Source organism: Paraburkholderia sp. 31.1, assembly GCF_014397645.1.
In the GTDB taxonomy this organism is placed as follows: Bacteria; Pseudomonadota; Gammaproteobacteria; order Burkholderiales; family Burkholderiaceae; genus Paraburkholderia; species Paraburkholderia tuberum.
In genome coordinates this window covers 34215-47061 of sequence record NZ_VZQN01000011.1, presented here as the reverse complement: position 1 = coordinate 47061, position 12847 = coordinate 34215, and the positions used below count along the sequence as shown (strand labels likewise).

At 62.5% G+C, this 12847-nt stretch carries 12 protein-coding genes and 1 pseudogene; 6 read left to right on the top strand and 7 right to left on the bottom strand.

Annotated features, from left to right (window positions below; genetic code table 11):
* Window positions 1-28: 28 nt before the first annotated feature.
* The gene (locus F6X37_RS10365; RefSeq protein WP_187611197.1) at window positions 29-571 is read left to right on the top strand and encodes a hypothetical protein; all 543 of its coding nucleotides are present in this window, start codon (window positions 29-31) and stop codon (window positions 569-571) included.
* An 81-nt stretch (window positions 572-652) separates the two neighbouring features.
* A complete protein-coding gene (locus tag F6X37_RS10360; protein WP_262419852.1) occupies window positions 653-958 on the top strand; it encodes a hypothetical protein in 306 nt (101 codons plus the stop codon).
* 33 nt (window positions 959-991) lie between these two features.
* Here the strand turns inward: F6X37_RS10360 and cls are convergent, their stop codons facing one another.
* From cls to F6X37_RS10340, 4 genes are all read right to left on the bottom strand, one after another.
* Window positions 992-2266: a cardiolipin synthase gene (cls, locus tag F6X37_RS10355; RefSeq protein ID WP_187611196.1), complete on the bottom strand. Its 1275-nt coding sequence runs from the start codon at window positions 2264-2266 to the stop codon at window positions 992-994.
* 151 nt (window positions 2267-2417) lie between these two features.
* The gene (locus tag F6X37_RS10350) at window positions 2418-2924 is read right to left on the bottom strand and encodes a hypothetical protein (protein WP_187611195.1); all 507 of its coding nucleotides are present in this window, start codon (window positions 2922-2924) and stop codon (window positions 2418-2420) included.
* A 22-nt stretch (window positions 2925-2946) separates the two neighbouring features.
* Complete coding sequence (locus F6X37_RS10345; protein ID WP_187611194.1) at window positions 2947-3780, bottom strand: H-NS family nucleoid-associated regulatory protein; 834 nt, start codon at window positions 3778-3780, stop codon at window positions 2947-2949.
* Between the two features lie 211 nt (window positions 3781-3991).
* Window positions 3992-4330, bottom strand: coding sequence for a hypothetical protein (locus tag F6X37_RS10340; RefSeq protein ID WP_187611310.1), 339 nt, complete (start codon window positions 4328-4330; stop codon window positions 3992-3994).
* A gap of 412 nt (window positions 4331-4742) precedes the next feature.
* Here F6X37_RS10340 and F6X37_RS10335 point away from each other — a divergent pair, with 412 nt between their 5' ends.
* Window positions 4743-4994 (top strand): hypothetical protein, encoded by a 252-nt coding sequence (locus F6X37_RS10335; RefSeq protein ID WP_187611193.1) that lies wholly within the window; start codon window positions 4743-4745, stop codon window positions 4992-4994.
* Between the two features lie 53 nt (window positions 4995-5047).
* Here F6X37_RS10335 and F6X37_RS10330 read toward each other — a convergent pair whose 3' ends face one another.
* The 3 genes from F6X37_RS10330 to F6X37_RS10320 all read right to left on the bottom strand — a co-directional run bounded on the left by F6X37_RS10330 (window position 5048) and on the right by F6X37_RS10320 (window position 7313).
* On the bottom strand, window positions 5048-6121 hold the full coding sequence (locus F6X37_RS10330) for a DUF6765 family protein (protein WP_187611192.1): 1074 nt from the start codon (window positions 6119-6121) through the stop codon (window positions 5048-5050).
* 276 nt (window positions 6122-6397) lie between these two features.
* The gene (locus tag F6X37_RS10325; RefSeq protein ID WP_184025218.1) at window positions 6398-6859 is read right to left on the bottom strand and encodes a DUF488 family protein; all 462 of its coding nucleotides are present in this window, start codon (window positions 6857-6859) and stop codon (window positions 6398-6400) included.
* Between the two features lie 103 nt (window positions 6860-6962).
* Window positions 6963-7313, bottom strand: a complete 351-nt coding sequence (locus F6X37_RS10320) for an FKBP-type peptidyl-prolyl cis-trans isomerase (RefSeq protein ID WP_373685682.1) — start codon at window positions 7311-7313, stop codon at window positions 6963-6965.
* A gap of 251 nt (window positions 7314-7564) precedes the next feature.
* On the opposite strand from F6X37_RS10320, the pseudogene F6X37_RS10315 reads away from it, so the two are divergent.
* From F6X37_RS10315 to F6X37_RS10305, 3 genes and pseudogenes are all read left to right on the top strand, one after another.
* Window positions 7565-9444 (top strand): annotated as a pseudogene (locus tag F6X37_RS10315) (DEAD/DEAH box helicase).
* Window positions 9441-10103 carry a ligase-associated DNA damage response endonuclease PdeM gene (gene pdeM, locus F6X37_RS10310; protein WP_187611191.1) on the top strand — a complete coding sequence of 221 codons (663 nt, stop codon included), beginning with the start codon at window positions 9441-9443 and terminating at the stop codon, window positions 10101-10103. Before F6X37_RS10315 ends, pdeM begins: the two are co-directional and overlap by 4 nt.
* A 219-nt stretch (window positions 10104-10322) precedes the next feature.
* The gene (locus F6X37_RS10305; protein WP_187611190.1) at window positions 10323-12419 is read left to right on the top strand and encodes a hypothetical protein; all 2097 of its coding nucleotides are present in this window, start codon (window positions 10323-10325) and stop codon (window positions 12417-12419) included.
* The last annotated feature ends 428 nt before the right edge of the window (window positions 12420-12847 follow it).

Below are 12847 nucleotides of genomic sequence, written 5' to 3'. Positions count from 1 at the left end.
AGCGGTCCACACCTGGAGCGACCACGGCATGAAGCGCGTGTTCGAACTGAGTCTTGCCGGTCTGATGATTTGCGTGGCCACGGCTCGCGTTGATGGCGAACCGGCGCGCGTCAATCGCGGCCACGATCCATTCCTGCAGATATCCAAAGCGATCGCCGATTGCCCAACTCCGCTTGGCCCATTCGAAACCGAAAAGGAATGGCTCGACGATAGCCATTACAGAATCGAACGCGGCAATAGCTGCTGGATCGAAGGCCGTTGCCGTTTGCCGAACGCGTATCTGTACGACGCGGAAATCGCCGAGAGCGTGCAACGGCGTCTCGCGAATCTGAACGTCGCGACGCACTGGCGCGAGCAATCGACGCTATGGCTCACGCTGCAACGCCGCTTTATCTACGTCGAAGGCTGCGTCGCGCCGGGCTTCGACAAGAAGACTTTCCTCACCGAACTCGCCCAAACGGCGGACGTCGAGCGCGTGATCGACAACACGATCACCGATCCTCACGCCGCGCAGTTGCCTTACCGTACCCAGGCGGACCCGGACAAGCCCGTGCGCGATCCGGGCAATTAGCGCGGTAGATGGCGATGTGTTTGCCTCTGCCGTCTACTGCCTGCTATATCGACAAACATCGATAGCATCGCAATTGGACGCGTGGCGCGCAGGCGGCCCGGCGAACGGCTGCGTGTCGGCCGACATGAAGCCGTGCTCGACGAAGCCGATTGCGCGGGGGCCGAGGCGCTGGCCGATACGCTGCTGTATCGCGCGGGCGACACCTTCAGCATCGTCGCGCAGGGCTTCGACTATCCGTCGCTCGCGCGCTGCCCTGCGCTGGCGGACGACGGGCGCTGCGCGATTCATCTGCAAGGCAAGCCGCTGACGTGCGAAGTGGTACCGCTCGACCCGCTCGTGCCGGACAGTCTGCAACATCTGGCGTATCTGAGCAGCGCCGTTCACTGATCCGTCGGCACTTCGTCTCGTTCGCACCGGCATTCAAAGCTGCGTGTCCAGTAGCCGCACGAATTTTTCGACGAGCTTCTCGGTGAACGAACGCCGCGTCCATGCTTCGAGCGTGACGCGTTTCGACTTCGCGATGTCGTCGTCGAACGCGGTGGTCTGCTGCGTGGCGAAATCGAGGTCGTAGATGTTCAGGTTCGCTTCGTCGTTCAGCTTGAACGAGCGGCTATCGAAGTTCGTCGAGCCGACCGACACCATGTACTCGTCGACTACCAGCAACTTGCAATGGAACATGGTCGGCTGGTACTCGTAGATCTCGACGCCCGCTTTCAGTAGATCGCCCCAACACGCACGCGACGCTTCGCGCACCGTGTGCGTGTCGATGCGTTTGCCCGGCGTGACGATCTGTACTTTCACGCCGCGTTTCGCGGCTTCGACGATCGCGTTGATGGTGAGCTTGTCGGGCACGAAGTACGCGCTCGCAAGCTGCAAACTGCGCGTGGCGGCGGTGACGGCCATCAGATACATCAACTGCATGTCGTCACTGCCGCCCGACGGCGAACTGCTGAACATATGCGCGAGACCCTGGCCCGCTCCTTTCGGCTCGGCATCGATGTGCGGAAAATACTCGGGACCGTGCAATACGCTGCTGGTCGCCTTGATCCAGTTGTCCATGAACACGGCCTGCATATGGCCGACCACTGGACCCGTCACGCGAAAATGCGTATCGCGCCAATGCTTTTCGTCCTGCGCATTGCCAGTCCACTCCGGCGCTATGCCGACCCCGCCGGTAAAACCGATCCGGCCGTCGATCACCAATAGTTTGCGGTGCGTACGGTCGTTCATGCGACCGAGTCCGGTCCAATGCGGCTTGTGATACCTGACCACTTCGGCGCCGGCCTCCCGCAGCAGTTGCAGATAGTGCCGATCCATTTTCGACGAACCGACCCAGTCGAGCAGTACATGCACGGCGACACCTTCGCGCGCCTTATCGGCCAGCGCACGCGCAATCTGTCCGCCGATCTCGCCAGACCAGTAAATGAACGTTTCAAATGTGATGGTTTCGCGCGCCGACCGAATGCCATCGAGCATCGACGGAAAGATCTGGTCGCCGTTGAGCAGCATCTCGAAGCGATTACCCGGCACCACGGGTGGACCGAGCAATAAACCCATCGAACGAAGGAATTGCGGATCTTCGCTCTTATAAAGCCGCTCGATTCTGTGTTCTATTTTCTTCTCGCCGCTCGACAGATTGGCGATCAGGAGAACGATCACGAGCGTGACGAATGCGGTAATAGAAATGGTCAGCATGCGTGGCCTCGATGGCAGGCGGCGGGTCACGGCATACGAGTCCCGCATCCGACGGGGGAATGCCGCACTCGTGCCTGGCTTTCACTATCAGCGCGTCATGCACGGCGCGTGCCCGGATCAGGACCGCGCCTTGCTTTCTGGTTCCAATGCTTTATCTGACCAATGCAAACGCCTCGCGGCTTGCGATTTCGCCCGCGCCGAATACGCCGATGACCGTATAGTCCGACGCCACGCATTCGAACGTCGATGCCTGAAACGTAATGACGAAATGCCGCCGCGCCGGTGCCTCGGGAGCAATGGCGACGGAGTCTGTCGCCACGGCGGCAATCTCGGCGCACAACGACGAATTGACGACTTCATGCACCCCGCAGCCGACGAGACCTTGGGCCGCGAGCGGATGAATGGCGAGATCGTCACCGCCCGGCGGCCCGAGACGGTGAAAGATGGCGTCGGCGAACAGCACCGCGCAAAAAGGATCGTCGTCGGGATCGAATGGCCCGAACCGTTCAAAGTCCGACTCCGCGATCGGATAAGTGAGGATCACGCGGCGATCGCTGGCGACGATGAATGGTTCGGCGGCATCGGCTGCCGGATGAGGAGCGGAGTCCAGCAGGAAGACCTGATCTTCCTGCCGGTGCGCATCGAACGTGCTAACCATCTACTTCACGACTCCACGGCTATTACGCGCTTGCTTGCGTCTCTGGCGTTTGGGGAGCCGCCGCGACGGGTGCGGCCGTACTCTTTGCAGCAGCCTTGCGCGCCGGTGCTTTTCTTGCCGCCTTCACAACGCTTTTGCGGCCGGCGGTCTTCTTCACCGCGGCTTTCCGGCTTGCCGGAGTTGCCTTTCTGGCTGCGGTCTTTTTCACGGCCGTCTTGCGCGTTGCTTTTTTCGCCGCGGTCTTCTTGCCTACCGCACTCGCGGTCGCTTTCGCCTGGCTGCTCTTTGCCGCCGTTTTCGCCGCTTTCGGAGCGGCAGCCATGCTCGCGCCATCGATCAGGAATTTGCTGCGGTCCTTGACGGCCGCGAGCCATGCCGGCGCCGGACCGCGGCCGCTCCAGGTCGCGCCGGTTTTCGGATTCAGGTACTTCGGCGGCTGGGCGCCTTTCGGCTGTCCTTTGCCGCCCTTCGCGGAGGGAGCAGCCGCGGGCTTGCTTGCGCTCGCAGCGTCGATCAGGAACGCCGTGCGGTCCTTCACGCCGGCGATCCAGCCAGGCGCGCGGCCGTGCCCCGTCCAGGTCGCGCCGGTTTTGTGGTCGCGATACTTCGCCGGGGTTGCCGACCTGGCGGCTTTGCTCGCGCCCGCAGGTCTTCCGCGACCCGCCGGATTGCCATTCAGACCTTGCGCGGCACGTCGTGCCTTCGCCTGTGCTTCGATATCGGCAGTCGTGAGACCGTGCTTGAGCATCAATTCGCGAATCTGGTCGACCGCGGCTTGTGCTTTTCTGGCAATGAGAACGTCAGCTTGCTCCTGGAGCTTCTTAAGCTTGGCTTGGATTTGCTCTAACGAAGGCATTTGATTGCTCCTTATGTGGTAATCGTCGAACTATGCCATGAATGACGGAAGAAAGGCAGTGTATTGACCTATCCCGAGCTTCAATACATCGATACGAGCACCGATGCGGCGTTCAAATAACGAAGCTTTCAGGTTTTTTACCGGGTCATCGAAGCTTTCTTCCTTTTCCTTCCCTCCTGATTCTTCTTTTTCATTTCGGTTCCACCACCACTCAGATAGGTGTAAAAACGACGACCTGGCGATCGGCAATGTACCTCACACTCCGTATGAAGCGGTAGTGTTGACCGTCCGCCGTTATCCGGTTCAGGCCCAGGCGGGTCAGTACCAGCATTTCATCTGCCTGGAAAGCGTCGACGACGCCGGAATCCGTTAAATCCTCCAATGCCCCGGATGGATTTCCGACATAAACGCTGCGCGCCTGCTTGCCGATCCGCATCACGACCACGCTTTTTCCCTCGTCGAGCGCCAATTCGAGAAAGCTCGCGAGCGTGCGCAACGACTCCGGCGTGCAAGTCCTGGTCTGATAGATCGCTGCATTCGGTGGCGTCATTTGTGTTTCCCCGTCATCCGCATCGGCGACAGAAAGGGGCGCCGCCGTGCTTTCTGGCATTAGTCGCTTCTACTATAGCCAGGCCTTTGGATATTCAAAGGAGAGTAGTCCACTTTTTATTTGAAAACGGACTTTTTTCGTGGCCCGCTATAGCGAACGGATTCAAGCATGCGCGAAACGCCACTGACGACGCGTGCAAAGACACGGCCCCGGCTCCGGTAACGTGCCGTTACGATCTTGCAGCACCTGTTGCTCCTGTACCGGCCAAGTCCATTTACACTTCGTCTCCGTGCCCAGCGGCGGACGTATGGCCAATAGAGAGTCCTTTGTCAGCCGCCATGCTCGCGGCGGCTATTGAAATGGACGCCGGGCCACCCTAATTCCGATCTACTCAAACACGATGGTACTTGCAATGAAAGCTGGTTTTATTCGGATCGCCCTCGGGACAATGGCAGTCTCGTTGGCAATGGCCGGCACCGCGAACGCCGCCGGTTGCCTGAAAGGAGCGGTAGTGGGCGGCGTCGCCGGGCACTACGCGGGACATCATGCGGTGGTCGGCGCGGTCGGCGGCTGTATCGTCGGACGGCATATGGCCAAAAAGCACGCCGAAGAACAGCAGGCGGCGGCTCAGGCTGCGCCGCATCAGCAAGCCCGAATGCAGTGACTGGAGAATACGGGCGCCGCCGCAAACGTTCGCACGCGCCCTGCTCCGATCACTTAGGCAATGCGCAATCCGCGCGCGGGCAAGATCTCCTGAGTGGTCACGAAACGGTGCTGTTTGACCGCGTCGTGAAAGAGCCGGTAGTCGCTCTTCTCGAAGGCGGTCGTCCACTCCGGTCTGTCCCCGGTGTCGTCATCGCACAACAAACCGGTGGCCTGGTACTTCCACGATCCTTGTCCTTTGGCGATATAGCCGGGCACGGGTTCTTTCAAACCTGGAATACGGCCTGCATTCACCCATTCGCAAACGGTTCTCAGACGCAGGTTGTCGTCGGGTTCGCGGTTCGTATCGAGCAGCCGGGTCAGTGCGTCTTTAACGTCGTCCGGCATGCCTGGATGGTTTTCGAAATCTTCGCGTCCGGCCAGATACGCTCGCACGACACGACAACTCATGTCCGCCGCCTGCACGAAATCCGGCAAATTATGTCGTGAGATGAAGTGATTGCGGCCGTCGATGTAATGCCAGCGCGCCCATGGCTGGTCGGGATAATGCAACGCGGCGCCATGGCCGACCGGCAACGCGATCGTCAGAACGTCCTCCTCGACATGCTCGATCAGATGCGCGACCGCTAGTTCGAGGCTCGCGAGCCAGCCTTTGCGCGTGCAATCCTGTGCCTCGAGAAGATGCACGCGATTCCACGGGCTTTCGATGCCCGCGAATCCCTGGTGCGCCCACGTATCGACATAGGTATGAAGCGTCACGCCGAGCCGGTGCAACGCGGTCTCCGAATCGCGCTGCCGGATCGCGCGCCGCACGACTTCGCGCGCAACTTCACTGTCGGGCCGGCAGACCGCCTTTTCCTCGAGACTTTCACCCTCGCCAGCCGGCAGAAAATGGAACGGCGTCCACACGAGCCGGTTCTGGTCGTTCTCGGTATTGGCGTAATCGAACAACTTGTGCGCGGTCGCGAATCGCTCGAATGTCTCGCCGCCTTTGAACCGCAGTATTCCGCTCGTCGTTGCGTCGTCGACATATTGGCAGGCATGCGCGATGGTTTGCGCATCGCCGGCCGTCATGCCGCCGACGCGCGCGGCAATGTAGACCACGCCGTAATGAAAGTCGATGTTCATGGCAAGCGCTCCTGGCGCGCATAATCACGGCCGGTTCGTGGCCGGCGATAGGGCGAGACGAATAGAGGGAGCTGCGCGTGAGTAGATAGTAGACGAGCGAGCGGCACACGCATTGAAAAAACATGCGTACTGGACGCGCTTTTCCACGTTTCGCGCCACGCAACCATTCGGGCTACTGAAGGAAACGCGGGCGCAGCCGGCGAGATGTAACCTGCCGGCACGGAAAGCCGCCGGCCAATGAGGCGGAAAAACGTAACCTGGCCCGATCGGCGCCGGTCAGGTCAAATGTGTAACGGAAAGACGACTATTCCAGTGCTGGTTCAGATATTCGAGCGCAAACATCCGGTGGCAATGATGTGGTAAATGTTCACTGCAAAGCAGGCAACCCGATTCGAATAGCGCGATATCCAGATTACTTTCCACGCGGCGGCGCGCGATGAGGTCGAAATATTCCTCCCGAAAGTTCTCCCAGCTCAATTGCTTGCCCTGGTAGCGTTTGAGCAGGTCCGGCTCGGGAGCCAGTTCCGGTATTTCCACGTACGCCGCATTGCACAACTGGTCGAGAAAGTAAGGCAGATCTTGTTTTTTCGCAAAACCCGCCAGTTGCGACGTGTTGTTGAGGCGAACGTCGAGCACCGTGCGCACATGGGCGTCCTTCAGCAAACTGAAGAATTTCTGGGCGCTCTTGCCGGTAAAACCAATGCTGGCCACCTGCACGCTACTTTTGTCACGTTTCATGGTGAATCCCCTGGCAGGCCATTCGGCGCCCATAAAAAAGCCTCGCTGCGATTGGCGCAGCGAGGCTCGGGTGTCAGTGCATCTTTAGCGCCGCTCGCGTGCTTTATTTGACGATGTCGACCAGTTCGACTTCAAAGGTCAGATCGGTATTCGGCGGAATCGGGCCGACGCCGCGATCGCCGTATGCGGTCGCCGCCGGGCACGTGAGTCGCGCCTTGCCGCCGACTTTCATCTTCTGCACGCCTTGCGTCCAGCACGGAATCACGCGATTGAGCGGGAACGTGGCCGGCCCGCCATGCTTGGCCGAGCTATCGAATTCGGTGCCGTTGGGCAGCGTGCCGCGATAGTTGACCTTTACCACGTCGGTCGCGGACGGTTGCGGGCCCGTGCCTTGCGTCAGATGTTCGACGATGACGCCGGACGGCAGCTTCTCCGTGGTCGGCGCGGCAGCCATCGCGGTCGAGGACAGAACGGCTGCGGCCAGCAAAGCAACGAGTGATTTCAAAGCGAATCTCCAGTGGGGTAGTCCGTTTGATTGTAACGGATCGGGTGTCGGCCGAGGCTCCCACATATTGCCCGATGCCGCGGGTCGTTGCGCGCCCATCAGGAACCTCACTGAACCGTCGCGCGAGCCCGCGGTCCACATGAACGTCCGGCGCGAGTCGCCGGCAAGCGAATCCGCCACACTTGTTGAGAGCGCTTTCGATGACCGAGCCGGCCCATTCCGACGACCCCGCTTGCGATCCCTGCGCAGCGCCAGCCCCCTCCGACGAGCGCGTTCGCGCGCCAAGGCCGCGCCGGATTCCACGCAGCCGCGCGCAACAGGCGCGGCTCGATGCGCGCGAACCCGCGTTCGAACCGCTACCGTTCCCCTCGTATTCACCTGACGACGCGCGCCGCCTGTTCGCCGACAAACTCGACGCATGGTTCGCCGCGCGTCGTTGGCGCACTGGCGATACCTCGGCCGCCGAACGCGAGCGGCAGAACCGGCGCATGCCCTCCGCACTCGTCACGACGCCCGAGAGTCTGACGTTGATCCTGACGCGCGCCGATGCGCGCGAAGTACTGGCTCGGGTTCGGCTCGTGATCGTCGACGAATGGCATGAATTGCTCGGCAACAAACGCGGCACGCAGACCCAACTCGCGCTCGCGCGCTTGATGCAGCGCGCGGGTCGCTCGGGACATGCGCCCGGTTTGCCGTCTCGCGTGACGATCGTGCCGACGCATGCGCTCGAATTGATCGAAGCGGCGGCCGCGCGTGAAGCCGTCGACAAGCAGCAGATCGAAAGCCGCGATACGCCGCAAAAGCCGTTCGACGTGCTGGTGCAGCACCTCGTCACCGTTGCGATCGGCGGTTGCTTCGACGCGCTCGAGCTGTACGATGAACTTCTGCATACCTATGCATAGCGTGATCTGACGCAGTAGGAGTTCGACTGGACGCTGGGTTTCGTCGAAGGCGGCGGCGCGACGCTGCGCGCATATTCCGACTACCATCGCGTCGCGCGCGATAGCGACGGTCTGTACCGCGTCCCGCGCAACGATCTCGCGCGCCGGCATCGCAACAACATCGGCACGATCGTCGCGAATGGCACGTTGAACGTTGCGTATCTGTCGGGCGGGCGCATTGGTGCAATCGAGGAATCGTTCATTTCGCGGCTCAAGCCCGGCGATGTATTCACGTTCGGCGGCCGCGCGCTCGAACTGATCCGCATTCAGGACAGGACATGACGGCGTGGGTGCGGCGCGCTAGCTCATCGCGTGGCGCAATGCCGCAATGGGCCGGCAGCCGCATGCCGCTATCGTCCTAGCTCGCCGACGCCACATTGACGATGCTCGCGCGCGCCGCCGACGGCATCTCCGACGAACCGGAATTGCGCGCGGTGCGGCCGCTGCTCGAATTGCAGCAGAAGTGGTCGGCGTTGCCCGAGCCGGGCGTACTCGTCGTCGAGCTGCTCAAATCGCGCGAGGGTCACCACTTCTTCTGCTATCCGTTCGCGGGGCGCACCGCGCATATCGGACTTGGCGCTCTGCTCGCGTGGCGAGTCGCGCGCGAGAAGCCCGGCACGTTTTCGATTTCGATCAACGACTACGGTTTCGAATTGCTGTGCGCGCAGGCTTTCGATTGGGCCGCGCAAATAGAGAATGGCCTGCTTTCACCTGACGAACTCGATCACGACATTCTTGCGAGCCTCAATTCGTCCGAACTCTCCTTGCGACGTTTTCGCGAGATTGCACGAGTGTCGGGACTCGTGTTTCAGGCGCATCCGGGACAGCAGAAAAGCGCGCGGCAATGGCAGGCATCGAGCGGGCTTTTCTACCAGATCTTTCGTCAGCACGATCGCGGCAATCTGCTGCTGGGCCAGGCCGATACCGAAGTACTGCTGCAGGAACTCGACGTGCGGCGCATTCGTATTGCGCTCGAACGAATGAACGCGAACCGCGTCGTGCTCACGCGGCCCAAGAAGCCGACCCCGTTCGCGTTTCCGTTGATCGTCGGACGCCTGCGCGAAAAAGTCAGCACCGAGAAGCTCGCCGATCGCGTCGAGCGAATGCTGGCCGAGCTCGAACGGGCGGCGCAACGATGAAGCCGACCTCGCTCGCGATCGACGTCGGCGGACGACCTCTCGTGCTGTCAAGCTTGCGCGCGTGTTTCGATCCGGCGCTGCGCGAGCTTTTTATCGCCGATGCGCATTTCGGTAAGGATGCGGTGTTTCGCGCGCGCGGCATTCCAGTGCCGACTGGTTCGACCGCGGAGAATCTGCTGCGGATCGATCGTCTGATCACCGAGTTCGAGCCGGCGACGCTGGTGTTTCTCGGCGATCTGCTGCATGCGCGCGAGTCGCTGTCGACGCTCACGCTCGATGCGTTGGATGCGTGGCGCGCGCGGCATGCGTCGAGGCGCGTGGTGCTCGTCGAGGGCAATCACGATCGGCATGCCGGTGCGTTGCCGCTTACGTTGGATGTCGAGTCCGTGCGCGAGCCGTGGCATATCGGGGCCTGGGCGCTGTGCCGTCACCCGCATGCGGTCGATCACGCGTATGTGCTCGCGGGGCATGTGCATCCGGTCTTTCGGATCGCGACGCGGACCGATTCAGCGCGCGTGCCGTGCTTTCGCTTTGGGATCGATCGGGGGATGCTGCCGGCATTCGGTAGTTTTACCGGAGGCGCACGTGAGACGGGGCGCGTTCTGGGGGAGAGGGTTTTTCTGGTGGTACAGCAAAGAGTGATCGAGTTGAGGAGTTGAGTGGACGGCGGGGGCCGTCCACTTTGTTGCCTGCTTGGTTTTTTGTTTGCGGATTGGTTTGCCGGTTCGCTGGCTGGGTTTTTTGCTGGCTCTTTCGCTGCAAACTCCCCGCGGCGCGCGAGCGCGGTCGGTGTGGAGGCCGGGCGGCGCCGGCCTCCACCCTCGGGAGCCCCGCAAGCTTCGCGGGACTCCTGCCACTGGTTAGTGGTTGCCGCCGCCGTGGCCACCATTGCCGGAGCCACCGCCGCCGTAGCCGCCACCGTGGCCGCCGCTGCCTTGACCGCCGCCGTTGCCGCCGTTGCCGCCGTTGCCGCCGTTGCCGCCACGGCCACCGTGGCCTCCGTTGCCGGAGCCGCCGTTGCCCTGGCCGCCACCGCCTTCACCGCCATGGCCACCGTTGCCGGAACCGCCGTTGCCCTGGCCACCGCCTTCACCACCATGGCCGCCGTGGCCGTAGCCGCCGTTGCCCTGGCCGCCACCGCCTTCACCGCCATGGCCACCGTTGCCGGAACCGCCGTTGCCCTGGCCGCCGCCTTCACCACCATGGCCGCCGTGTCCGGAGCCGCCGTTGCCTTGGCCGCCACCGCCTTCACCGCCATGGCCGCCGTTGCCGGAACCGCCGTTGCCCTGGCCGCCACCGCCTTCACCGCCATGGCCGCCGTTTCCGGAACCACCGTTACCCTGGCCGCCGCCTTCACCACCATGGCCCCCGTGGCCGTAGCCGCCGTTGCCCTGGCCGCCACCGCCTTCACCGCCATGGCCACCGTTGCCGGAACCGCCTTTGCCTTCGCCACCGCTGCTGCCGTGGCCGCCGTCACCATGACCGCCGTTACCGTGACCGCCGTCACCGTGGCCGCCGGCACCGTGACCGCCGTCACCATGACCGCCGTCACCATGACCGCTGGCGCCGTGGCCGCCATCGCCGCGGCCGCCGTCACCGTGACCGCCGTCACCGTGGCCGCCGTCACCGTGACCGCTGGCGCCGTGGCCGCCATCGCCGCGGCCGCCGTCACCGTGGCCACGACCGCCATCACCATCACCACCTTGGCCATGGCCATGACCGCCATCGCCGTCACCATCACCACCGTGGCCATGACCGTGACCGCCATCGCCGTCACCGTCACCGCCTTGGCCATGGCCGTGGCCATGGCCGCCGTCACCATCACCATCACCGCCGTGGCCATGTCCATGGCCGCCATCGCCGTCACCATCACCGCCGTGGCCATGACCATGGCCGCCATCGCCGTCACCATCGCCGCCGTGCCCATGACCATGGCCGCCATCGCCGTCACCATCGCCGCCGTGGCCATGTCCATGGCCGCCATCGCCGTCACCGTCACCGCCGTGGCCATGACCATGGCCGCCATCGCCGTCACCATCACCGCCGTGGCCATGACCATGGCCGCCATCGCCGTCACCATCGCCGCCGTGGCCATGACCATGGCCGCCATCGCCGTCACCATCACCGCCGTGCCCATGACCATGGCCGCCATCGCCGTCACCATCACCGCCGTGGCCATGACCATGGCCGCCATCGCCATCACCATCACCACCGTGGCCATGTCCATGGCCGCCATCGCCGTCACCATCGCCGCCGTGCCCATGCCCATGCCCATGACCATGCCCATGACCATGACCATGCCCATGCCCATGACCACCATCCCCACCACCGTCCCCGCCGTTATCACCGCCTCCGGTACCGCCGCCATCGCCGCCCGTGCCGCCATTCCCCGAGCCATTCCCGCCACCACCGCTACCCGCGCCGCCGTTACCGTTGTCGCCGGCACCGCCATTGCCGTTGTTGCCGCCGGTATTTCCCGGGCCCACCCCGCCCGGGCCGGAATTAGCCGAGCTATTCCCGCCACCGCTTCCCGCGCCCGTGCCCGTGCCCGTCGAGGACGTCCCGTTGCCCGCCGGCGAGCCGGTGGGCGATGTCGGGCCGAGCCCCGCCGCCGCGACGCCGAAGGCGCCCGCCCCGAGCTGCCCGAATCCCTGCGACGTGCAGCCCGGCCCGCCGCCCGACGGACATCCGCCGTGCACGCTAGCCTCGGCGAGCACCATCACTGCGGGATTCGTTGCCGGCGCGGCGGTGCTCCCCGAATTCGTCTGCGCACCCGCCATCGCCGCATAAAGACTGACCGCGACCGCCAAAGCCGCCCGTCGCGTTCCCAATATCCACGCGTCCCCGCTTTGCTTCTTCATTTCACTCTCCGAATTATTCCACCAAAAAGACCGGTCCAATTAACGAGTGAATCTCCGCTCGTCAACAAAACGAAAAGTCAAAGCCTTTGCGCAGCTTCGCTTTATGCGAATTAAAAATGCGTTCGCACTAAACACTTCTCTCACGGAAAATCCCCGGTCCGATTTGGCGTGCTTCGAGAGAATCGGCTGGCCATGCGCACACGTGATCGTGAGAGCCGCACAGCGAGGCTTGATGGACGTTGAAGTTATTCGCAGCGCAATCGCTCGACCGTGCGCTAGACCACGCAATGCGATATTGCCGATACGGCCCGTCAGGCGGCGTTAAACGACGATCCGCCCGCCAAATCCGCTACTCCACATTCTTCAGACAGGAAGTTAAAAAATCTCGCGCTCAATGCAATCTGATCAGAAAAACGAAAATTAGCCTTTGGTTTTATCGGACAAATACTGACCATTTACACATCATTGGTTTTATTCATGTGGCCATTCGCACATAAAAATAGAAATAGGAAAAACCCAATGAGAGCAACCCAATAGACAAC